Raw genomic sequence first — 21,828 nt, forward strand, 5'->3', positions numbered from 1 at the left:
AAGTGCGTACGTTCAGCCCTAAGCCCGGCGACATCACTCGCCAGTGGTACGTCATCGACGCCCAGGATGTCGTCCTGGGCCGTCTGGCCACCACTGCCGCGAACATTCTGCGCGGCAAGCACAAGCCGATTTACGCGCCCCACGTCGACGCTGGTGACTTCGTCATCATCATCAACGCCGACAAGGTGCACCTCTCCGGCAACAAGAAGACCCAGAAGATGGCGTACCGCCACTCCGGTTACCCGGGTGGTCTGCGTTCCGTCCGTTACGACGAGCTTCTGGCGAAGAACCCCGAGAAGGCCGTCGAGAAGGCCATCAAGGGCATGATCCCCAAGAACACCCTGGGCCGTCAGTGCCTGTCGAAGCTGAAGGTCTACTCGGGCGACCAGCACCCCCACGCTGCCCAGCAGCCGGTGCCGTTCGAGATCACCCAGGTCGCGCAGTAGTTCCGGCCACCCCCTAAGACGTAAAGAATTCTGAGGAGAATCGTGGCCGAGACCACTGTCGAGCAGCCGCTCGACGAGAACGCCGATGTCGAGTTCGAGAACGCCGACGTCGAGAGCTACACCACCGAGTCCGAGGCGCCCGTCGTCGAGGGCGAGTACGCGGAGGCCCTTGACGGTCGCTTCGGCGACCCGCAGCCGGCCGCCGGCCTGGGCCGTCGCAAGAACGCCATCGCCCGCGTCCGGATCGTCCCGGGCACCGGCAAGTGGAAGATCAACGGTCGCACCCTTGAGGACTACTTCCCCAACAAGGTGCACCAGCAGGAAGTCAACGAGCCCTTCAAGGTGCTCGAGCTCGACAACCGCTACGACGTTGTCGCCCGCATCACGGGTGGCGGCGTCTCCGGTCAGGCCGGTGCCCTGCGCCTCGGCGTGGCCCGCGCGCTGAACGAGGCCGACGTGGACAACAACCGCGGCGCCCTCAAGAAGGCCGGCTTCCTCCGTCGCGACGACCGTGCGGTCGAGCGCAAGAAGGCCGGTCTCAAGAAGGCCCGCAAGGCCCCGCAGTACAGCAAGCGTTAATCGCTCCGCTGTTCTCGGACGTTTCATACGTCTCGTACGCATCGCCCCGGCGGCACTTTTCGTGCCGTCGGGGCGGTTCGTTTACAGGGGACGTTACTTATCAGAGGCTCATGGCTACCTATCACAGGCCTGCGGCGCAGGTTTGCGGAACGATCCCGACAGCTTGGAAACAGGCACAGGGGATATACGTAGCCAGGTCCGGCATGGACACTCGGCATGAGCCGCACGACACACAGGCCCCTCAGCGCATGAGCCGTATGTACAGTGCGCACATTCCCAGCACCTTCGGAGGACACCAGTGGGACGACTCTTCGGCACGGACGGCGTGCGCGGTGTCGCCAACGCGGACCTGACAGCCGAGATGGCTCTCGGCCTGTCCGTAGCGGCGGCCCACGTACTCGCCGAGGCGGGTTCGTTCGAGGGCCACCGGCCGGTCGCCGTGGTCGGACGGGACCCACGTGCGTCAGGAGAGTTCCTGGAGGCCGCCGTGGTCGCGGGCCTCGCCAGCGCGGGCGTCGACGTTCTGCTGGTCGGTGTGCTGCCCACCCCGGCGGTCGCGTTCCTCACCGCCGAGCTGGGCGCCGACCTCGGCGTGATGCTCTCCGCCAGCCACAACGCCATGCCCGACAACGGCGTCAAGTTCCTGGCCCGTGGCGGCCACAAACTCGACGACGAGCTGGAGGAGCGGATCGAGACCACGTACGAGGAGCACCGCACCGGCGCTCCCTGGGACCGCCCGACCGGCGGGGGCGTGGGCCGCGTGCGGTCGTACGACGAGGGCTTCGAGCAGTACGTCTCCCATCTCGTCGGCGCGCTTCCTAACCGACTGGACGGTCTGAAGGTGGTGCTGGACGAGGCGCACGGCGCTGCCAGTCTGGTCTCACCCGAGGTGTTCACCCGGGCCGGTGCCGAGATCGTCACCATCGGCGCGGATCCGGACGGCCTCAACATCAACGACGGCTACGGGTCCACCCACCTCGGCAAGCTCCAGGCCGCCGTCCTCGAACACGGCGCCGACCTGGGCATCGCTCACGACGGCGACGCCGACCGCTGCCTCGCCGTCGACCACACCGGCGCGGAGGTGGACGGCGACCAGATCATGGCCGTACTCGCGCTGGCGATGCGGGAGCGGTCCGCACTGCGCGCCGACACCGTGGTCGCGACGGTCATGTCCAACCTGGGCTTCAAACTGGCGATGGAGCGCGAGGGGCTGTCCATCATCCAGACGGCGGTCGGGGACCGGTACGTCCTGGAGGAGATGAAGGAGCACGGGTACGCGCTCGGCGGCGAGCAGTCCGGGCATGTGATCATCTGGGATCACGCCACGACGGGTGACGGGACGCTGACGGGGCTGTTGCTGGCGGCTCGGGTCGCGCAGACCGGTCGTACGCTGCGGGATCTTGCGGCAGTGATGGAGCGGTTGCCGCAGGTGCTGGTGAATGTGCCGGATGTTGACCGGACGCGGGTGGGGTCGTCTGCGGAGCTGACGGCCGCGGTGGCGGAGGCTGAGCGGGAACTTGGGGCTACGGGGCGGGTGTTGTTGCGGCCTTCCGGGACTGAGCCGTTGGTTCGGGTGATGGTTGAGGCTGCGGATATTGATCAGGCTCGGTCTGTGGCTGGGCGGTTGGCGGATGTTGTGAAGTCGGCGTTGGGGTAGTTCGCGGTGCCGGGTTGGGGGTGGGGGATCTGTTTCGTCGCGGGCTGCGGGTTCGTTGTGGCTTGTCGCGCAGTTCCCCGCGCCCCTGTCGGGCGCGTTTGTGCCAGCGCGTCTTAAGAGGTTCGGCCGGCTTTTCTTTGGGTGCTCCACAGCCATTTCTGGGCCAGCAGCGTGAGGGCGGCTGCCAGGACGATGCCCAGGAGGTTCAGGAGGAGCTGTTTCGTGGAGCCCCAGGTCTGGCCCATGTCGCCGTAGCTCAGTGCCACGGCGGCGTTGGCCGCGGCCGGGATCGTGGTCACGGAGATGGCCACACCGACCAGGGCGCCGGACTTCGCGGAGGTCAGGGAGAGCGTGCCGGCGATGCCCGCGAGCGCCGCGACGACGAACGAGAACCAGTCGGGGGCGTAGACGAAGCCGGTGTTGGGGCGCTCCGCCTCCAGCTTCGCCTCGGTGAACAGGCCGACGGCGTCCATGAAGACGCTGAAACCGACCGTCACCAGCATCGCCACCGCGAAGCCCACCAGCAGGGCGGTCAGTGAGCGGGCCGCCAGTCTTGGGTGGCGTTGGACGAGGGCTGTGCTCAGGCCGGCCAGGGGGCCGAACTCCGGGCCGACCGCCATCGCGCCGACGATCAGGATCGCGTTGTCGAGGACCACACCGCAGGCCGCGATCATCGTGGCGAGCGTGATGAAGGCGACGTAGGTGATCGACAGCGTCGACTCCTCGTGCGTCGCGTCCGCGAGGTGCTCCCACAGGACCGCGTCCGCACCCTCGCCCGGCGCCTCCTTCTCCGCCTTGTCGGCGCGCTTGGAGAGCGACAGATCGATGTTCTCCACGGCGATCGAACCGGTCGTGTCCAGGTCCAACTTCCGCAGTCCGGCGATGAGTTCGTCGCCCGCCTCCCGGGCCACGTCACACATCACGACATCCCCGGCGGGGTTGCGGGCGGCGCCGGGGAGGACGACGAGGTGGGTGGTGCCGACCGTCTTCTCGATCAGGTGGACCACGTCGTTCGTTTTGTCGGCCGGGGTGATGAGGCGTAGGTGGAGCATGGGGGCAGGGTAACCGGGCCGTGTGCGGCGGCGGTTGCGGCGTGGCTACAGCTTGCGCAGGCTGAGTCGCTGCACCTTGTGGTCCGGGCCCTTGCGGATGATCAGGGTGGCGCGGCCCCGGGTGGGGGCCACGTTCTCCAGGAGGTTCACCTTGTTGATGGTGCGCCAGGTGGTGCGGGCGTACTCCAGGGCCTCCTCCTCCGACACCTGCGTGTACTTGCGGAAGTACGAGGACGGGTTCTGGAACGCCGTCTCGCGCAGCCGGCGGAAGCGGTTGAGGTACCAGCGCTCGATGTCTTCGGGGCGGGCGTCGACGTACACGCTGAAGTCGAAGTAGTCGGCGAGGCCGACGCGGGTGCGGCCGTCGCTGCCGGGGAGGGCGGGCTGGAGGACGTTCAGGCCCTCGACGATCAGGATGTCGGGGCGGCGGACCGTGAGCTTCTTGTCCGGGACGATGTCGTAGATGAGGTGGGAGTAGACGGGGGCCGTGACCTCGTCCTTGCCCGCCTTGATGTCCGCCACGAAGCGGGTGAGGGCCCGGCGGTCGTACGACTCGGGGAAACCTTTCCGCGACATCAGGCCACGGGACGTCAGCTCCTCGGTGGGGAGGAGGAAGCCGTCCGTGGTCACCAGTTCCACGCGTGGGTGTTCGGGCCAGCGGGAGAGCAGCGCCTGGAGGAGACGGGCGACGGTCGATTTGCCCACCGCCACCGAGCCGGCGACCCCTATGACGAACGGGGTGCCGGTCTGGGTGCCCTGTTCGCCCAGGAAGGTGTTCAGGGCTCCTCTCAGTCCGTCGGTGGCGCCGATGTAGAGGTTGAGGAGGCGGGAGAGCGGGAGGTAGATGTCCCGCACCTCGTCGAGGTCGATGACATCGCCCAGACCACGCAGCTTCTCGACCTCCTCGGCGGTGAGGGGGAGCGGCGTCTTGTCGCGCAGCGCACTCCACTCGGCACGGGTGAGGTCGACGTAGGGAGTCGCCTCCGGCCGCTGCCGGTGGGCGCTCCGGGGCATCGAGGAGACCGGAGAGATCACAGTCCATTGTTACGGGAGTGTGGACGGGGTGGGGGGTGGAGTGCGTCACGCCGGGCCGTGGCGGGTCATGGCCCGTCATGTCACGAGTGGGTGTCGAATGCGAGTTCGATGATCGTCCGGTGGGTGCCTTCCGTAAAGTGCGTGCAAAGCAGGAGCCCTGAAAAGCCCAAAGAGAAAGAGCTTTCTCCCTTGAGGACCACCGTCGTTCGCCGTATCGCTCTCACCGCCTCCGTCGCCGCGCTCGCCCTTCTGGGCACCGCCTGCGGTGACTCCTCCGACGACGCCGGAGGCGACAAGGCCGCCGGTGGTGGTGACAAGGCCGGCGGTGGTGGTGACAAGGCCGGCGAGGGGAAGACCGCCGCCAAGGCGCTCACCGCCGCCGAGTTGGCGAAGGCCGCCCTCGTGCAGGCGGACGTCAAGAGCGGGACCCTCAACGAGAAGGTGCCGGCGAAGGACGACATCGCGCAGGACAAGGTGACGTCGGAGAACGCGGCGTGCGCGCCGCTCGCGTACCTCCAGTCCGCCACCTACGTCGGCAAGCCGGCGGCCGTGGTGAAGCGGACGTGGAAGGGCGACGCCCAGAAGCCCGCCGCCGGGGCGAGTGACGAGGAACAGTTCCTCGCCACCCTCGACCTGGAGCAGGCCGTCATCACGCTGGCGTCCTACGAGGACGGCGGCGCCGAGCAGGCCATGAAGGACCTGAACGCCTCCGTCGAGAAGTGCGCCGCCGGCTTCTCCTACACCGTGACCGGCACGAAGAACGACGCCCTGAAGGTGACCAAGACCGCGGCGCCCGAAGGAGCGGACGAGGCGCTCGCCCTGACGGTGACCGTGGACGCCGGTTTGAAGGCACCGATGAAGGCCGTCGTCGTCCGTAAGGGCACCACCGTCGTCTACGTGCCCGCCGTCAACTTCGCCTCGGCCTCCACCGGCAAGGACTACGACTTCCCCACGGAGATCGTCGACGCGCAGCTGGCCAAGCTCGGCTGATCCACCGGGATTCCGTTTCCGCCGGGGCCTTCGTACCCCCGGCGGGAATTTCCGATATCGGGCACGCGATGCCCGGGTGTGGCGCGTCTTCGATCGTAGGCTGCGCAGCATGTGCGGAATCGTGGGTTACGTGGGCTCGCAGTCGGCTCTCGATGTCGTGATGGCCGGGCTGAAGCGGCTGGAGTACCGGGGGTACGACTCGGCCGGTGTGGCTGTCCTGGCCGATGGCGGGCTGGCCGGTGCCAAGAAGGCCGGGAAGCTCGTCAACCTGGAGAAGGAACTCGCTGAACGGCCGCTGCCGGCCGGCGGTACGGGCATCGGCCACACCCGGTGGGCCACCCACGGCGGGCCGACCGACGCCAACGCCCATCCGCATCTCGACAACGCCGGGCGCGTCGCCGTCGTCCACAACGGGATCATCGAGAACTTCGCCTGTCTGCGGGCGGAGTTGGCCGAGCGGGGGCACGAACTCGCCTCCGAGACGGACACCGAGGTCGTCGCCCATCTGCTCGCCGAGGAGTTCTCGTCCTGCGCCGATCTGGCCGAGGCCATGCGGCTCGTGTGCCGGCGGCTGGAGGGCGCGTTCACGCTGGTAGCGGTGCATGCCGACGAGCCTGATCTGGTGGTCGGGGCGCGGCGGAACTCGCCGCTCGTGGTGGGCGTTGGAGAGGGCGAGGCCTTTCTCGCCTCGGACGTCGCCGCGTTCATCGCCCACACGCGGTCGGCGATCGAGCTGGGTCAGGACCAGGTGGTGGAGCTGCGCCGGGACGGGGTCACGGTGACGGGCTTCGACGGCAGTGCGGGGGACGCGCGGTCGTATCACGTCGACTGGGATGTGTCGGCCGCGGAAAAGGGGGGCTATGACTACTTCATGCTCAAGGAGATCGCCGAGCAGCCCAAGGCTGTCGCCGATACCCTGCTGGGCCGTATCGACGCGGCCGGGTCACTGACGCTCGACGAGGTGCGGATTCCCGCGGGTGCGCTGCGGGAGGTCGAGAAGGTTGTGGTCGTCGCCTGCGGTACGGCCTTCCACGCCGGGTTGATCGCCAAGTACGCCATCGAGCACTGGACGCGCATTCCGTGCGAGGTGGAGCTGGCGAGCGAGTTCCGGTACCGGGATCCCATTCTCGACTCGCGGACCCTCGTCATCGCCATCTCCCAGTCCGGCGAGACCATGGACACCCTGATGGCGCTGCGGCACGCCCGCGAGCAGGGCGCCAAGGTGCTGGCCATCTGCAACACCAACGGCTCGACGATCCCGCGTGAGTCGGACGCGGTGCTGTACACGCATGCGGGGCCCGAGGTCGCCGTCGCCTCGACCAAGGCGTTCCTCACGCAGTTGGTGGCCTGCTATCTGGTCGCCCTGTATCTGGGGCAGGTGCGCGGTACCAAGTGGGGTGACGAGATCCGGGCTGTCGTGCGTGACCTGGCGGACATCTCCGGTGCGGTCGAGCGGGTGCTGGAGACCATGGAGCCCGTGCGTGAGCTGGCACGGTCGCTCGCCGACAAGAACACGGTGCTGTTCCTGGGGCGGCACGTGGGGTATCCGGTGGCGCTGGAGGGCGCGCTGAAGCTGAAGGAACTCGCGTACATGCACGCCGAGGGCTTCGCCGCCGGTGAACTGAAGCACGGGCCCATCGCGTTGATCGAGGACGACCTGCCGGTGGTCGTGGTCGTGCCTTCGGCGCGTGGACGGTCCGTCCTCCACGACAAGATCGTGTCCAACATCCAGGAGATCCGGGCCCGGGGTGCGCGGACCATCGTCATCGCGGAGGAGGGGGACGAGGCGGTGGTGCCGTACGCGGATCACCTGATCCGCATTCCGGCCACACCGACCCTGCTGCAGCCGCTCGTCGCCACGGTGCCGTTGCAGGTCTTCGCCTGTGAGCTGGCCACGGCTCGGGGGAACGAGGTGGACCAGCCTCGGAACCTGGCGAAGTCGGTGACGGTGGAGTAGGCGGTGAGCTAGGCCGCTCACCGGGACCTACGGGGTTACGGGTTCACGGCGCCGCCCGCGCCACCGTGCTCGCCCGTTCCGTCAGGCGGGGTGGCAGGAGCGTCGCCTCCGGGGCGTGGCCCGTGCCGTTCAGCTTCTTCATCAGCAGGTCCACCGCACCTGCCCCCACCTCCGCCGACGGTATGGAGACCGAGGTGACCGGTACGGGCAGGTTCTCGGCCACGTCGTCCGGGCAGATCGCGGTGACGGAGAGGTCGCCGGGGACGCGCAGGCCGAGTTGTTCGAAGGCGTCGATCAGATGTTCCAGGATCGCTTCGTTGTGGACGACGACCCCCGTCAACGCCGGGTGCTCGCGCAGAAGTTGCTCCGCGACCACCCTGGCCGCGGCCGGCGATGCCTCGCAGGGGTGGACCGAGGACGACAGTCCGCCCCGGTCCGCCGCGGCCGTGAACCCCTGGACCACGCGCTGGGCGAACGCGGTCCGGCGTACGTACACCTCGGGCGGTGAGCCGACCAGGGCGATCACCCGGTGCCCGAGGCCCGCGAGCCGTTCCACGCACAACTCGCCCGCCGCCTTGAAGTCCAGGTCGATACAGGTCAGGCCCGCCGATTCCGAAGGGAAGCCGATCAGCACCGACGGCAGGTCCAGTGAGCGCAGCAACGGCAGCCGGGGATCCTGCAGTTGGACGTCCATCACGATCAGCGCGTCCACGAGAGCCGTGTCCGCCACCCGGTGCAGGCCGGCCTCGCCCTCCTCCTGGGTGAGGAGCAGGACGTCGTGGTCGTGGCGCCGCGCGGCCGTCACCACCGACACCGCGAACTGCATCGCGACCGGGACGTGGATGCCGGTCCGTAAGGGGATCACGAGTGCGAGGACGTTGGATCTGCTGCTCGCCAGTGCCCTCGCGCCCGCGTGGGGGCGGTAGCCGAGTTCCTGGATGGAGCGTTCGATGCGCTGGCGGGTCTCCTCGGAGATCGGGCGCTTGCCGCTGAGGGCGTACGAGACCGTACTCGGGGAGACCCCGGCGTGCCGTGCCACATCGGTGATCTTCACCATCACTCGCCTCCCGACTCGATCGACCCCGGCTCCACCGATCCCGGCTCCGCAGGCGGCAGTTCCACCGTCAGGAACCCGGTGCCCGCTTTCGCCCGCACCTCACGTCTGCCCGCCGCGAGCCCCCAGGGCGCGGACGGATCGCTGCACGACGCCCGCAGCGTGTCGCCCTCGCGGACGACCGTGAACGTCACGTCCCCGACAGGCACTGTCACTTGGGCGCCGCGCTCCAGGCCGTACGCGTGCAGTGTGACCCCGTCGGCGTACGCGTAGTCGGGGCGGTCGTCCACCGCGCCCACCGGGATCACCGACCCGGGACGCACCAGCAGCGGCACGCTGTCGAAGCCGTGGCGCTCCCGCACCCAACGGGGGCCGGTCACCGTGCGGCCGGTCAGGAAGTGGGTCCACTCGCCCTCGGGGACGTAGTACGAGACCTCGCCCTCGTCGCTGAACACCGGCGCGACCAGCAGGTCGGGGCCGAGCATGAACTGCCGTTCCAGGTGGGCGCATCCGGGGTCGTCCGGGAACTCCAGGACCATCGCGCGCATCATCGGGACGCCCTCGGTGTGGGCGGTGCGCGCGGCCTCGTACAGATAGGGCATGAGGCGGAGCTTCAGCCGGGTGAACAGCCGCAGTACGTCCACGGCCTCCTCGTCGAACAGCCAGGGCACCCGGTAGGTGGAACTGCCATGCAGGCGGCTGTGGGAGGAGAGGAGACCGAAGGCGATCCAGCGTTTGAAGAGGGCCGGGCTCGGGGTGCCCTCGAAGCCGCCGATGTCGTGGCTCCAGTAGCCGAAGCCGGACAGCCCGAGGGACAGTCCGCCTCGCAGCGACTCCGCCATCGACTCGTACGTCGCCTCGCAGTCCCCGCCCCAGTGGACCGGGAACTGCTGGCTGCCGGCCGTCGCCGAACGCGCGAACACGACCGCCTCTCCTTCGCCACGGTGCTTGCGCAGCACGTCGAAGACGGTCCTGTTGTAGAGGTACGTGTAGTAGTTGTGCATCCGCTCCGGGTCCGAGCCGTCGGCGAACTCCACGTCCAGCGGGACCCGTTCACCGAAGTCCGTCTTGAAGCAGTCGACGCCCTGCGCGAGCAGCGCCTCCAGTTTCGACGCGTACCAGTCGCGGGCGGCCGGGCTGGTGAAGTCGACCAAGGCCATCCCGGGTTGCCACAGGTCCCACTGCCATACGCTGCCGTCCGGTCGGCGGAGGAGGTGGCCAAGTGCCTTGCCCTCGGCGAAGAGCGGCGACCGCTGGGCTATGTACGGGTTGATCCAGACGCTGATGTGCAGGCCCTTCGCCTTCAGCCGCTGGAGCATCCCTTCGGGGTCGGGGAACACCCGGGGGTCCCACTGGAAGTCGCACCAGTTGAACTCGCGCATCCAGAAACAGTCGAAGTGGAAGACGGAGAGCGGGAGTTCGCGCTCCCGCATGCCCTCGATGAACGACGTCACCGTCTCCTCGTCGTAGGAGGTGGTGAAGGACGTGGACAGCCACAGGCCGAACGACCACGGCGGCGGCAGTGCCGGGCGGCCGGTCAGGGCCGTGTACTTGCGGAGGATGTCCTTGGGGGTCGGGCCGTGGATGACGTAGTACGTCAACTGCTGTGTCTCGGCGCTGAACTGGACCCTGGACACCGCCTCCGAGCCGACCTCGAAGGACACCCGGCCGGGGTGGTCGACGAAGACGCCGTAGCCCGCGTCCGTGAGATAGAACGGGACGTTCTTGTAGGCCTGTTCCGTCGCCGTGCCGCCGTCGGCGTTCCACATGTCGACGACCTGGCCGTTCTTGACCAGTGGGCCGAAGCGCTCGCCGAGGCCGTACACGCTCGTCCCCACCCCCAACCCCAGCTGCTCGCGGAGGTAGTGGGCGCCGGTCGTCGCGTCCCGCATGATGCCCATGCCCTTGGGTCCGCTGCTGGTGAGGACACGGCCGTGGGCGAGGAAGTCGACGTGCCAGGGGCTGGTGCGGCTGACCCGGATGGAGAGGGTGCCGGAGGTCAGCGTCGCGTGCTCCTCGTCGTACTCCGTGTGGGTCGTCAGCTCCTCGCGCCGCACCTCGAATTGGGGGCCCTGCGGCTGCTCGCCCTGGAAGTGCGTGAACGTGACGCCGATGACGTCGGGCATCGGGGCATGGGCGCTGATCGTCACGACCGGTCCCTTCAGCAGGTCGCCGCGGTGGCGGATGGGCTGGGTCGGCGCGTGGATGTCCAGCGTGCCGTCGGCGTCCGTCACATCGAGGACCTCGACCGGGTGGGCGGCGGTGACGCCCTCGCGCAGCAGCCAGTAGCCGTCGGTGAACTTCACACGCATACCCCTTACTTGGCTTACCTGACTTGGTTGGCCGGATTACTTGACCGCACCGACGGCGATGCCGCGAGTGAGGGTTCGCTGGAAGACGAGGAAGAAGACGAGGGCGGGCAGCACGCCCAGCAGGGCAGCCGCGTTGGTCATCGTGGCGTCCATCAGGCGCTGGCCCTGGAGGACGCCGAGGGCCACCGACACCGTCTGGTTGTCGTTGGAGATCAGCATCACCAGGGGGAGCAGGAACTCGTTCCAGGTCCAGATGAAGAAGAAGACGAGGAGCACGCCGAGAGTCGGGCGGCTGACCGGGACGACGATCCGCCACAGCACCTGCCACTTGTTCGCGCCGTCGATCCGCGCGGCCTCGATGATCTCCCGCGGGAACTGGCCCAGCACCGAGGAGAGAAGGTACGTACCGAAGGCCGCCTGGATCACGGTGAAGACGATGATCACGCTCAACCGGGTGTCGTACAGGCCGACTTCCTTGCTCAGGTAGTACACCGGGTAGACCAGCGCCTCCTGCGGCAGCATGTTCGCGAGGACGAAGAAGGCCAGGACCCAGGTGCGGCCCCTGATCCGGCCGATGCCGATCGCGTACGCGTTCAGCACCGACAGGACGACCGCCAGGGCCGCCACCGACCCGCTGATCAGTACCGAGTTGACGAGCTTCTGCCCGAAGTCGACGCGTTCCCAGAAGTCCTTGATGCCGTCGAGGTAGAGGCCCTCGGGGAGGCTGAGCGGGCCGTTCGCGGAGTACTCGGCGGGCGACTTCACCGCGTTGACGGCGACGATCAGGAACGGCACGACCATGAACAGGGCAGCGAGGACAAGGGCGATGAGCACCGGGTAGCGGCGCAGGGCGGTCGTCATGCCCGTACCCCCTCCTCGGCGTCCTCGGCCCGGGTCTGGAGCTTCAGGCCGATGAGCGAGACGGCGAGGATGATCACCGTCAGGACGGTGGAGACGGCGGCACCGTAGCCGACCTGGGTCTTCTCGAAGAACGTGGTGAAGGAGAAGTAGGACGGCACGTTGGTCGCGCCGCCCGGGCCGCCCTTCGTCAGGACGTACACCGCGCCGAACACCTTCAGCGCGGCGATTGTGCACCAGGTGAGGACGACGTAGGTCTCGGGGCGGATCTGCGGCAGCGTGATGTGCCGGAAGCGGCGCCACCAGCCGGCGCCGTCCAGCTCGGCGGCCTCGTAGAGCTGCGGGTCGACGCGTTGCAGGCCCGCCATGAAGACGACCAGCGGGAAGCCGAGCTGCACCCAGACCATCACGCCCATCACGCTGTAGAGCGCGATGTCCGGGTCACCGAGCCAGTCCTGCTGCCAGGAACCGAGCCCGACGGCGCTCAGTACCTCGTTCAGCGAGCCGTTCTCGGGCGCGAGGATCCAGCTCCAGACGATGCCGGCGACCGCGATCGGCAGCACCTGGGGGAGGTAGAAGCAGGCGCGGAGCACGGCCGCCCAGCGGCTCCCGAAGTGCTTGCCGACGTAGTCGAACAGGGCGGCGGCCAGGACGAGCCCGACAGCAGTGGGCACGGCCGCCATCGCCACGACCATGAACAGGCTGTGCCGGAACGACGCCCAGAACTCCGAATCGTCCATAAGTGCCCGGTAGTTGGCGAGCCCCGACCACTCCGGGGTGCCCACGCCCCGCCAATCCGTGAAGCTCACCCCGGTGTTCATCAGGAACGGCACGACGATCACGGCGAGGAAGGCGAGCGCCCCGGGGAGGAGGAAGAGCGTGTACGAGTCCTTGCGGTGGCGCGAACCGCCCTGCCGCCGGGCGTCTTTGGCGACCCGGGCCCGTTCGACGGTGACCGTCATGTCTTGGGTACGCCCTTGTCGTACGCCTCCTGCAACGAGTCGAGGACCGCGTCGGGTTTCGCGCTGCCCGTGATCAGCTTCTGGACCTCGGAGACGAGGACGTCGTAGAAGCCGGGGGCCGGCCAGTCGGGGTAGAAGGCGAGGCCGTCCCTGCCGGAGAGGGTGTTGAAGTCGGCGATGAGGGACTTGGCCTGCGGGTCGGTGATGGCGGCCGGGTCGGCGGCCACCGGGACCCCGCCCTTGTTGCCGAGCAGGTTCTGGATCTTCTTCGACATGGTGATGTCGATGAAGTCGTAGGCGAGTTCCTTGTTCCTGGCGCCCTTGGGGACGACCCACAGGTTGCCGCCGGAGCCGAGGGTGAGGCCGGAGCCGGGCCACAGGAACGTGCCCCAGTCGAACTTCGCCTCGCTCTTGAAACGGCCGTACCACCAGCTGCCGGAGAACAGGATCGGGCTCTTGCCCTGGATGAAGGAGACTCCGGCGTCCTCCGCCTTGAGGCTGCTGGAGTTCTTGCCGATGTACCCCTTCTTCACCCAGTCGGCGAAGGTCTCGGCGCCGTACGTCCAGGCGGCGTCGTGGAAGTCCGTCTTCCCCTTGTACAGCTCGTACTTGTCGACCCAGGCGCGGTCCGCCTTCGACAGGGCGAGCTGGTACAGGTACTGCTGGGCCGGGTATTCGGCGCCCGCGCTTGCGAGGGGGGTGATGCCGGCGGCGACGAACTTGTCCATGGCTGCGGTGAGTTCGTCGAACGACGTCGGCTCGGCGATGCCGTGCTGCTTGAAGAGGTCCTTGTTGTAGAACACCATCGTGTACTCGGCGTAGTTGGGTACGCCGTACCAACTGCCGGAGCCCATCACGCCGTTGGTGTCGTACTGGCTGGTGGTGCGGACACCGGCGCCGATCTTCTTGTCCCAGCCGCGCTTGGTCACCTCGGCGGTCAGGTCGGTGAGCAGGCCCTGTGTGGAGAGCAGGCCCGCTGTCGCGTTGCCCTTGTTGTACTCCATCAGGTCCGGTGCTTCGGAGGAGTTGAGGACCATCGGGGCGGTCTTCTGGATCTGTTCGAAGCCCTTCTCCTCGAACTCCACCGTGACGCCCGGATGCGTCGCCTCGAACTCCTCGACGGCCGCTTTCCAGGCCACGCCCATCGCGCTGTCGGGGCCCTCGTAGTGCCAGAGACGTAGGGTCTTCCCGTCGGACGAGCCGCTCTCCGAGCCGCCGCAGGAGGTCAGCAGCAGGGCCCCGACCAGGGGCCCCACCAGGGAAACGGCCGTTCTCGTCGTGCGCCTGCCATTCCTTCTTGCCGTCAGCATCCAGTGCCTCCAGGGGAGTCGGATGGATCTCGGTCACCCGTCGCGCAGGGTCGTCGAACTGGTTCGACACGAGTCGTCGAAGCGCTTCGACGAGCGAAGGTATGTGTGGCGTGTAAACGAGTCAATGGGGTGCGCGCGAATTGACCCGGCGGGTCAGCCGGCTTCGGCTCGCGAGTGACAGCGGCTGCGCGTCGCGAGTGACAGCAGCAGCGCGCTCGCCGCCGCCGCGACCGGGACGCAGTACCCCGCCGTGGCCGACACCTGTTCCGCCGCCCAGCCCCCCGCCGCCGAACCGCCGGCTATGCCGCCGAGGAGGCCGGTCACCGCGAGGGTCATGCCCTCGTTCAGGCGGCCCTCGGGGGTGCGGTGCTGGACCAGGGTCATGTTCGTGATCATCGTGGGCGCGGTGGCCATCCCGGCCACGAGCAGCGCGCCCGCGAGGACGAGAAGCGAGCCGGTGAGAGCGGCGGCGAGCAGGGGCAGCGTCATCAGTGCCGTCATCACGGCCAGGCACCAGGGGTGGCGCCGCTCGGCGGGCCCGGACGGCCGCAACGCCCCGTACAGCAGACCGGCCGCGCACGATCCGGCCGCCTGGAGGGCGAGTACGGCGCCGGCGGCCGCCCGGTGCCCCTGCTCGTCGGCGAAGGCGATCGTGACGACCTCCATCGACCCGAACACGGCACCCGTGGCCAGGCACACGGCGAGCAGCGGGCGCATCCCGGGGGCGCGCAGCGGAGACGTACCCGGGGTGAGAAGCGCTTCGACGCGCCGGACGGGTGGCTCGGTCGACCGCTGGGCGGTGAAGAGGAGCACGCCGGTCATCATCAGGACCGCCCCGACCAGCGTGCCCGCCTCCGGGAACAACGCCCCGCACAGGAAGGCCGCGAGGACCGGGCCCAGCATGAAACAGAGCTCGTCGGCGGCCTGTTCGAAGGAGTTGGCGGTGTGCAGCGCCTTCTCGTCGCCGTTCAGGAGATGGGCCCAGCGGGCCCGTGACATGCCGCCGGTGTTGGGGGTCGTGGCGGTGGCGGCGTACGCGGCGAAGAGGGTCCAGTCGGGGGCGCCGTAGTGCACGCAGAGCAGCAGGGCCAGGGAGCCGAGGGCGGCAAGTGCCGTGGCCGGTACGGCGATTCGGGCCTGGCCGTACCGGTCGACGAGCCGTGCGGTCCAGGGTGCGACCAGGGCCGTCGCGGCGAGCCCGGTCGCGGTGACGGCGCCGGCGAGGGCGTACGAGCCGCGCGATCCGGCGATCATGATGACCGCGCTCACGCTGAACATGCCCATGGGGAGCCGGGCGATCAGGTTCCCGGCGGTGAAGGCGCGGGCGCCGGGGACGGTGAAGAGGCGGCGGTAGGGGCCGGGTGGGCGGTGGTCGTCCGGCGTACGGGTACGGCCGCGGGGGCGGAAGTCGGCGATGACCAGGGCGTCCTGGGTGACGGCGGGGAGCGGCTGGGGGAGCGGTCGGGAGCGCGGTCGGGGTGATGGCTGCGGCATGCATCCACCGTCGCCCGGAGTCGATCACGGGGTCCAACACCTGATCCCGGCCGATTAACGCACTCCTGTTGTAAGTTCGCCGGATGTCTGCCCCGAACCACCTCGACCCCCGTCTCCTGCGCGCCTTCCTCGCCGTGGCCGAGGAGCTGCACTTCACCCGCGCAGCCGCCCGTCTCTACGTGGCCCAGCAGGCGCTGAGCCGCGACATCCGGCGCCTGGAACGGGAGTTGGGTGCCGATCTCTTCGTGCGGTCGACCCGGCGGGTGACGCTGTCGGCCGACGGTGAGCGGCTGCTGCCGTACGCCCGGCGGGTGTTGGCGGCCCATGACGAGCTGCTGGCCGCGTTCGGGGAGGCCCGGCCGCTGCTGGTGGACCTGAACTCGCCGGGGCTGGCGACCGGGCGGCGGGTGCTGCACCGGGCGCGTGAACTCGCCCCGGAGCACGAGCTGATGGCCCGGTTCGAGAGTGGGCTCACCTTCGCGGCGGATGAGTTGCTCGCGGGCCGGCTCGACGCGTCGTTCGGACGGTTCGCGGGCCTGGATCCGGTGCTGCGGGCGCAACTGGAGCAGCAGCCCGTGCGCTACGAGCCGATGGCGGTCGTCCTGCCCGAGGATCACCGGCTGGCCGCGCTGCCCGAGGTGCCGTTGGCCGCGCTGGCGGGGGAGACCGTGTACGCGGGTGCGGGGAACCCCCGGACCCCGGAGTGGACCGACCTCGCGCGTCAGCTCTTCGAGGGGCGCGGCATCGGGATCGCGTCGCCCGCGCCGCTCGCTGTGGGCGACGAGGAGTTCCAGCGGATCATGGCCAAGCTGCGGAACCCGGTCCTCGCCGTGGTGGGTTTCCCGGCGATGCCTCGGACGGTTGTGCGACCACTGGTCGACCCCGTTCCGTTGTCGCCCGTTTCGTTGGTGTGGCGGAGGGGTCTGGTGCATCCGGGATTTGACGCCCTTCGACGGGCTGCCGCCCAGCTCGCGAGGGAGGAGGGGTGGTTGCGGATGCCTGTCGGCGGATGGATTCCGGCCATCGACAACGACTTTATGAACAACATCATTTCGGCCCACAGGTGACACATGGCGCACACGAGACCTCCACGTGCGCTACATTCGGGGCCCGGGCGCAGTGTGACAAATGGGGGCGCTCGAGTCGGATGGGGGTCCGATTCGAACATAGGTAGTACGAAAATCCCGGAATCGTACGCGCACCCGAAAGGTTCCCGTGGGGGGATGTGCGTGCGTGTGAAGAAGTGGCGTGAAAACGCCCAACCTGAGTCCCGTTCCGACACTCGGCCTGACGGCCGATCAGGAGCCGGGTCCTCGTGGCCCGAGGCCGCGCCGGAGGGGCAAGCGGTTTCCGAAAACGGCAGAATCGGACCCGGTAATTCCTGGCCTGTGCCCAGGCAGAGAGATACGGCCGCTCCGCCGCGATCCGGAGAAACGCGATCCGGAGAAACCGGAGAAGTCAGAAAAACCAGGGAAACCGGCATCTCTTTCGGCGTCCCCTACCAGCGCCCCTGGGAGAACCCTGTCGAGGCCGGTCACACCCATGACCCGCACGAGGTGACGGTCCAGCTCGACGGAGCGGGCCGACAGCTCGAGGAGCTGCTCGTACGGCAGGCCAAGGAGGGCCAGGACGCCGGTGGAGTCGGCGACGGCCCCGTCTTCGTCGACGAGACCGGTCGCCGCAGCCGCCGATACCGCCGGATCGGCATCGCCGTGGGCATCTCCTGCGCCGTGTACGCCGTCGTCATCGTCGCCACCCTCCTGTCGGGCAACTCGAACGCGCCCTGGCTGCCGGTGCCCGGCCAGCAGGACGAGCAGCCGGCCGGTGAGGTCGAGACGAGCCCGCTGCCCGTCGAGTCGGTGGAGCCGTCGGACTCGGCCGAGGCCACGCCGAACCCGGAGGCATCGGTGAGCGCGGGGGTCACTCCGTCGAAGGGGGCCGCCGCCGTCACGCCGGGCGCCTCGCCCAGCGCCGCGAGCCCGGGTGCGTCCGTCGAACCCAAGCCCTCGGCCGGCGCCGCCAAGCCCGACCCGGGGACGACCACGCCCGAACCGGACCCCGAGCCGTCCGTGTCGGTGTCCAGCTCGCCGGAACCGACCCCGTCGGAGAGCAGCGTTCCCTCGCCCGACCCGTCGCCGACGCCATCGCTGTCGACGTCCCCGGCCGCGGACGGCGGCACGGTCGCCGGCGGTGCGACCGACCCGACCCCGATCGCCGAGAGCCCGGCCGAACCGAGTGCCACCGTCGCCGCCGGCGAGCCGGCCTCCTCGTCGGCGTCGGTCTCCTCGATGGCGTAGAGGGCTCCCGACGACTCCCGGCCGAGGCCGGCCCACTCGTTCCGCCCAGCAGCACGCCCGGTTGCACGCCCAGCAGCCCGCCCAGCAGAACGCCGTCCGACTGTGTCGACTCCGTTCTGATCTCCTCGTCCCCGGAGAACAACTTCTGATGGCATCCCGCACCCGCCGCCACGGCGCCCCGAACGGCGCCGGGGGCGCCGCCCGGCGCCGACGGCTGCCCATGCGCCTGCTGCTTCCCTCGCTCATCCTGGTCGCCCTGATGGCGATGCTGATGCTGCGCGGGTACGTGCACAGCGAAATCCTCGCCGACCACCGCATCCAGCCCGAGGCCTCCGCCGACCTGGTGCCGGACAAGATCCTGGAGGGCGGCCCGGTCATCGACACCAGAAGCGGCCGGACCACCAGCCTGAACGTGCCCGACCAGCGACTCGTCCTCACGTTCGACGACGGGCCGGACCCCAAGTGGACCCCGAAGGTCCTGGACGTCCTCAAGAAGCACCGCGCGCACGCGGTCTTCTTCGTCACCGGCACCATGGCCTCGCGCTACCCGGATCTCGTACAGCGCATGGTGGACGAGGGCCACGAGGTGGGGCTGCACACCTTCAACCACCCCGACCTCTCCTTCCAGTCGAAGAAACGAATCGACTGGGAGCTGTCCCAGAACCAGCTGGCGCTCGCCGGTGCGGCGGGCATCCGTACCTCGCTGTTCCGGCCGCCGTACTCCTCCTTCGCCGACGCCATGGACAACAAGTCGTGGCCGGTCACGGAGTACATCGGCAAGCGCGGCTACATCACCGTCGTCAACAACACGGACAGCGAGGACTGGCGCAAGCCCGGCGTCGACGCGATCATCCGCGAGGCCACCCCCAAGGGCGGCAAGGGCGCGATCGTCCTCATGCACGACTCCGGCGGCGACCGCCATCAGACCGTCCAGGCCCTCGACCGCTTCCTGCCCGACATGAAGAAGAAGGGGTACGAGTTCCAGAACCTCACCGAGGCCCTCGACGCGCCCAGCGCCCACACGCCGGTCGCCGGCGTCGAACTGGCGAAGGGCCAGGCGTGGACCTTCCTGGTCCGGGCCTCCGACGGGATCACCGACGTACTGGTCGTCGGTCTCGCGATCATCGGCGTCCTCGTGTTCACCCGGTTCGGCCTGATGCTGCTGCTCTCCGTCATCCACGCCCGCCGCACCCGCCGCCCCGACTTCAGCTGGGGCCCGCCGATCACCGAACCGGTGTCGGTGCTCGTCCCGGCGTACAACGAGGCCAAGTGCATCGAGGCCACCGTGCGTTCACTGATGCGGAGCGAACATCCCATCGAGGTGATCGTCATCGACGACGGGTCGAGCGACGGCACGGCCCGCATCGTCGAGGACATGGGCCTGCCGAACGTACGCGTCGTGCGCCAGCTCAACGCCGGCAAGCCCGCCGCCCTCAACAGGGGTGTGGCGAACGCCCGTTACAACCTGATCGTGATGATGGACGGCGACACGGTCTTCGAGCCCGGTACCGTCCGCGAACTCGTCCAGCCCTTCGGCGACCCGCGCGTGGGCGCCGTCGCCGGCAACGCCAAGGTCGGCAACAAGGACTCCCTGATCGGCGCCTGGCAGCACATCGAGTACGTGATGGGCTTCAACCTGGACCGCCGGATGTACGACGTGCTGCGCTGCATGCCGACGATCCCGGGCGCGGTCGGCGCCTTCCGCCGCTCCGCCCTGAAGCGGGTCGGTGGGATGAGCGACGACACGCTCGCCGAGGACACCGACATCACGATGGCCCTGCACCGCGACGGCTGGCGGGTCGTGTACGCGGAGAACGCGCGCGCCTGGACCGAGGCCCCGGAATCCGTCCAGCAGCTGTGGTCCCAGCGCTATCGCTGGTCGTACGGCACCATGCAGGCGATCTGGAAGCACCGCCGCTCGGTCGTCGAACGGGGCCCGTCGGGCCGCTTCGGTCGCGTGGGCCTGCCCTTCGTGTCGCTGTTCATGGTGGTGGCGCCGCTGTTGGCCCCCCTGATCGACGTGTTCCTTCTGTACGGGCTGGTGTTCGGCCCGACCGAGAAGACCGTCTTCGCCTGGCTGGGCGTCCTCGCCATCCAACTGGTGTGCGCGGCCTACGCGTTCCGCCTCGACCGCGAGAAGATGACCCACCTGATCTCGCTGCCCCTGCAACAGATCCTCTACCGCCAGCTCATGTACGTCGTTCTGCTCCAGTCCTGGATCACCGCGCTCACCGGCGGCCGCCTGCGCTGGCAGAAACTCCGGCGCACCGGAGTCGTGGGCTCGGCGCCGGACGCCGTACCGGCCGCCCGGACGAGCGGCGGCGACAGGAGGCCCGTGGCATGACCCAGCGACCTACGGCCGCCACGACGCCCGCCGACCCGGCGACCACACCCTCGTACGGCGTTCCGCAGCAGCCGGCGCCCGGGGAGCAGCCGGCCGCCGGGCCCCTCCCGCCCGGGACCAGGAAGCCCGGCCGCGACCGCTACCTCGACCTGCTTCGCAGCATCGCCCTGGTCCGCGTCGTGGTGTACCACCTGTTCGGCTGGGCGTGGCTGACCGTGGTGTTCCCGTCCATGGGCGTGATGTTCGCGCTCGCGGGCTCCCTGATGGCACGCTCCCTGAAGCGCCCGGCACTCGGAGTCATCCGGGGCCGGATCCGGCGCCTGCTGCCCCCGTTGTGGGCGTTCAGCGCGGTGGCGCTGGCGCTGATGTTCCTCGGCGGCTGGGACCTGGCCAAGGATCCCGACCACGGCGGCACCTGGGGCCTGGTCGAACTCCTCAACTACCTCATTCCGATCGGCGCCCCGCCCTACCCGTGGAGCATCGGCTCCAAGTCCGGGATCCTGGAGAACACCTGGGCGGTCCAGGCCGCGGGCCCCCTCTGGTACCTGCGGGCCTACCTGTGGTTCGTGATCGCCTCACCGCTGCTGCTGTGGGCGTTCCGCCGGGTCCCCTGGGCGACACTGCTCGCTCCGCTGGCCCTGACGGCGGTCGTCGGGACGGGCCTCGTGAAGATCCCCGGCGACACGGGCAACGCGGTGACCGACTTCGCGGTGTACGGCGGCTGCTGGGTGCTGGGCTTCGCCCACCACGAGGGCCTGCTGAAGAAGATCCCGCGCTATGTCTCCGTGTCCTGCGCGGCCCTGCTCATGGCCTTCGGCATCTGGTGGGCCTCGGGGCACAAGGGCCCCGACGGCTGGGACCTGAACGACATCCCGCTGGCCCAGGCGATGTGGTCGTTCGGGTTCGTGGTGATCCTGCTCCAGTACTCCCCGTCGTGGCAGGAGCTGCCGGGGCGCCTGGCGAAGTGGGACAGGCTGGTCACCCTGTCCAACAACAGGGCCGTCACGATCTACCTGTGGCACAACCTCCTGATCATGGCCACGGTCCCCCTGATCGACCGTGTGTACCAACTCCCGTTCATGACCGACGGGATGACGTCCGCGCTGGACTCGACGTACAACCTCTGGATGTTCGTCCTGGTGTGGCCCCTGATCGGCCTGACGATCCTGGCGCTGGGCTGGATCGAGGACGTCGCCGCCAAGCGGAGCCCACGGCTGTGGCCGGACGGGGCGAAGCGTGGGGGAGGGCGACGGAGGGGGTGAGCAGAGACGGGGAAAGAGAGGTTGCTACGGCGTCCGGCGAGGGGACGCCGCGTACGAGATGAACGTCGTCCAGGTGGAGGGGGCGACGGTGAGGTGGGGGTCGTCGGTGCGTTTCGAGTCGCGGATGTGGATGGTGGTGGGGTCGGTGGCTATCTCGATGCAGTTCGAGCCGTCTCCGCTGTAGCTGGACTTCCGCCAATGGCTGGTGTGCACGGTTGG

At 69.0% G+C, this 21,828-nt stretch carries 18 protein-coding genes; 9 read left to right on the forward strand and 9 right to left on the reverse strand.

Translation table 11 applies throughout. The features are described 5' to 3' along the window. Positions 1 to 2 precede the first annotated feature (2 nt). The 3 genes from rplM to glmM all read left to right on the forward strand — a co-directional run bounded on the left by rplM (position 3) and on the right by glmM (position 2,682). Positions 3 to 446 (forward strand): 50S ribosomal protein L13, encoded by a 444-nt coding sequence (rplM, locus tag OG734_RS30145; RefSeq protein ID WP_006376008.1) that lies wholly within the window; start codon positions 3 to 5, stop codon positions 444 to 446. A 42-nt stretch (positions 447 to 488) separates the two neighbouring features. Beyond that, on the forward strand, positions 489 to 1,025 hold the full coding sequence (gene rpsI, locus OG734_RS30150) for a 30S ribosomal protein S9 (RefSeq protein ID WP_330290586.1): 537 nt from the start codon (positions 489 to 491) through the stop codon (positions 1,023 to 1,025). 298 nt (positions 1,026 to 1,323) lie between these two features. Beyond that, the gene (gene glmM, locus OG734_RS30155; protein WP_330290587.1) at positions 1,324 to 2,682 is read left to right on the forward strand and encodes a phosphoglucosamine mutase; all 1,359 of its coding nucleotides are present in this window, start codon (positions 1,324 to 1,326) and stop codon (positions 2,680 to 2,682) included. Positions 2,683 to 2,795: 113 nt separating this feature from the next. Here the strand turns inward: glmM and OG734_RS30160 are convergent, their stop codons facing one another. Both OG734_RS30160 and coaA read right to left on the reverse strand, forming a co-directional pair. After that, on the reverse strand, positions 2,796 to 3,734 hold the full coding sequence (locus OG734_RS30160; protein ID WP_330290588.1) for a DUF389 domain-containing protein: 939 nt from the start codon (positions 3,732 to 3,734) through the stop codon (positions 2,796 to 2,798). Positions 3,735 to 3,779: 45 nt separating this feature from the next. Beyond that, positions 3,780 to 4,748, reverse strand: coding sequence for a type I pantothenate kinase (gene coaA, locus OG734_RS30165; RefSeq protein WP_443064942.1), 969 nt, complete (start codon positions 4,746 to 4,748; stop codon positions 3,780 to 3,782). A gap of 210 nt (positions 4,749 to 4,958) precedes the next feature. Here coaA and OG734_RS30170 point away from each other — a divergent pair, with 210 nt between their 5' ends. After that, positions 4,959 to 5,759: a hypothetical protein gene (locus OG734_RS30170; RefSeq protein WP_330290590.1), complete on the forward strand. Its 801-nt coding sequence runs from the start codon at positions 4,959 to 4,961 to the stop codon at positions 5,757 to 5,759. Positions 5,760 to 5,868: 109 nt separating this feature from the next. Then, positions 5,869 to 7,716: a glutamine--fructose-6-phosphate transaminase (isomerizing) gene (gene glmS, locus OG734_RS30175; RefSeq protein WP_330290591.1), complete on the forward strand. Its 1,848-nt coding sequence runs from the start codon at positions 5,869 to 5,871 to the stop codon at positions 7,714 to 7,716. Between the two features lie 43 nt (positions 7,717 to 7,759). On the opposite strand, the gene OG734_RS30180 is transcribed toward glmS, so the two are convergent. The 6 genes from OG734_RS30180 to OG734_RS30205 all read right to left on the reverse strand — a co-directional run bounded on the left by OG734_RS30180 (position 7,760) and on the right by OG734_RS30205 (position 15,706). Continuing rightward, a complete protein-coding gene (locus OG734_RS30180) occupies positions 7,760 to 8,773 on the reverse strand; it encodes a LacI family DNA-binding transcriptional regulator (RefSeq protein WP_330290592.1) in 1,014 nt (337 codons plus the stop codon). Continuing rightward, on the reverse strand, positions 8,773 to 11,076 hold the full coding sequence (gene yicI, locus OG734_RS30185; RefSeq protein WP_330290593.1) for an alpha-xylosidase: 2,304 nt from the start codon (positions 11,074 to 11,076) through the stop codon (positions 8,773 to 8,775). The genes OG734_RS30180 and yicI overlap by 1 nt, the downstream gene beginning before the upstream one ends. 42 nt (positions 11,077 to 11,118) lie before the next feature. Beyond that, positions 11,119 to 11,943 (reverse strand): carbohydrate ABC transporter permease, encoded by an 825-nt coding sequence (locus OG734_RS30190; protein ID WP_330290594.1) that lies wholly within the window; start codon positions 11,941 to 11,943, stop codon positions 11,119 to 11,121. Then, the gene (locus OG734_RS30195) at positions 11,940 to 12,902 is read right to left on the reverse strand and encodes a carbohydrate ABC transporter permease (RefSeq protein WP_330290595.1); all 963 of its coding nucleotides are present in this window, start codon (positions 12,900 to 12,902) and stop codon (positions 11,940 to 11,942) included. Before OG734_RS30195 ends, OG734_RS30190 begins: the two co-directional genes overlap by 4 nt. Further along, positions 12,899 to 14,212, reverse strand: coding sequence for an extracellular solute-binding protein (locus OG734_RS30200; protein ID WP_330290596.1), 1,314 nt, complete (start codon positions 14,210 to 14,212; stop codon positions 12,899 to 12,901). The genes OG734_RS30195 and OG734_RS30200 overlap by 4 nt, the downstream gene beginning before the upstream one ends. Before the next feature lie 153 nt (positions 14,213 to 14,365). Continuing rightward, positions 14,366 to 15,706, reverse strand: coding sequence for an MFS transporter (locus OG734_RS30205; RefSeq protein WP_330290597.1), 1,341 nt, complete (start codon positions 15,704 to 15,706; stop codon positions 14,366 to 14,368). 83 nt (positions 15,707 to 15,789) lie between these two features. On the opposite strand from OG734_RS30205, the gene OG734_RS30210 reads away from it, so the two are divergent. From OG734_RS30210 to OG734_RS30225, 4 genes are all read left to right on the forward strand, one after another. Continuing rightward, positions 15,790 to 16,773, forward strand: coding sequence for a LysR family transcriptional regulator (locus OG734_RS30210; RefSeq protein WP_330290598.1), 984 nt, complete (start codon positions 15,790 to 15,792; stop codon positions 16,771 to 16,773). 489 nt (positions 16,774 to 17,262) lie between these two features. Next, on the forward strand, positions 17,263 to 18,003 hold the full coding sequence (locus OG734_RS30215) for a hypothetical protein (protein ID WP_330290599.1): 741 nt from the start codon (positions 17,263 to 17,265) through the stop codon (positions 18,001 to 18,003). Between the two features lie 148 nt (positions 18,004 to 18,151). Beyond that, on the forward strand, positions 18,152 to 20,347 hold the full coding sequence (locus OG734_RS30220) for a polysaccharide deacetylase family protein (RefSeq protein ID WP_330290600.1): 2,196 nt from the start codon (positions 18,152 to 18,154) through the stop codon (positions 20,345 to 20,347). Continuing rightward, the gene (locus tag OG734_RS30225) at positions 20,344 to 21,609 is read left to right on the forward strand and encodes an acyltransferase family protein (RefSeq protein WP_330290601.1); all 1,266 of its coding nucleotides are present in this window, start codon (positions 20,344 to 20,346) and stop codon (positions 21,607 to 21,609) included. Before OG734_RS30220 ends, OG734_RS30225 begins: the two co-directional genes overlap by 4 nt. A 24-nt stretch (positions 21,610 to 21,633) precedes the next feature. Here OG734_RS30225 and OG734_RS30230 read toward each other — a convergent pair whose 3' ends face one another. Further along, positions 21,634 to 21,822, reverse strand: coding sequence for a DUF397 domain-containing protein (locus OG734_RS30230; RefSeq protein ID WP_330290602.1), 189 nt, complete (start codon positions 21,820 to 21,822; stop codon positions 21,634 to 21,636). Positions 21,823 to 21,828: the final 6 nt, after the last annotated feature.

The organism is Streptomyces sp. NBC_00576, from assembly GCF_036345175.1.
In the GTDB taxonomy this organism is placed as follows: domain Bacteria; phylum Actinomycetota; class Actinomycetes; order Streptomycetales; family Streptomycetaceae; genus Streptomyces.

What these genes read in the sequence shown, in the direction of transcription:
- glmS (WP_330290591.1), top strand. Translation starts at nt 5,869, where the DNA reads ATGTGCGGAATCGTGGGTTACGTGGGCTCGCAGTCGGCTCTCGATGTC.
- OG734_RS30160 (WP_330290588.1), bottom strand. Translation starts at nt 3,734, where the DNA reads ATGCTCCACCTACGCCTCATCACCCCGGCCGACAAAACGAACGACGTG.
- OG734_RS30225 (WP_330290601.1), top strand. Translation starts at nt 20,344, where the DNA reads ATGACCCAGCGACCTACGGCCGCCACGACGCCCGCCGACCCGGCGACC.
- OG734_RS30190 (WP_330290594.1), bottom strand. Translation starts at nt 11,943, where the DNA reads ATGACGACCGCCCTGCGCCGCTACCCGGTGCTCATCGCCCTTGTCCTC.
- OG734_RS30210 (WP_330290598.1), top strand. Translation starts at nt 15,790, where the DNA reads ATGTCTGCCCCGAACCACCTCGACCCCCGTCTCCTGCGCGCCTTCCTC.
- OG734_RS30195 (WP_330290595.1), bottom strand. Translation starts at nt 12,902, where the DNA reads ATGACGGTCACCGTCGAACGGGCCCGGGTCGCCAAAGACGCCCGGCGG.
- OG734_RS30200 (WP_330290596.1), bottom strand. Translation starts at nt 14,212, where the DNA reads ATGCTGACGGCAAGAAGGAATGGCAGGCGCACGACGAGAACGGCCGTT.
- OG734_RS30205 (WP_330290597.1), bottom strand. Translation starts at nt 15,706, where the DNA reads ATGCCGCAGCCATCACCCCGACCGCGCTCCCGACCGCTCCCCCAGCCG.
- OG734_RS30180 (WP_330290592.1), bottom strand. Translation starts at nt 8,773, where the DNA reads ATGGTGAAGATCACCGATGTGGCACGGCACGCCGGGGTCTCCCCGAGT.
- OG734_RS30220 (WP_330290600.1), top strand. Translation starts at nt 18,152, where the DNA reads ATGGCATCCCGCACCCGCCGCCACGGCGCCCCGAACGGCGCCGGGGGC.
- coaA (WP_443064942.1), bottom strand. Translation starts at nt 4,748, where the DNA reads ATGCCCCGGAGCGCCCACCGGCAGCGGCCGGAGGCGACTCCCTACGTC.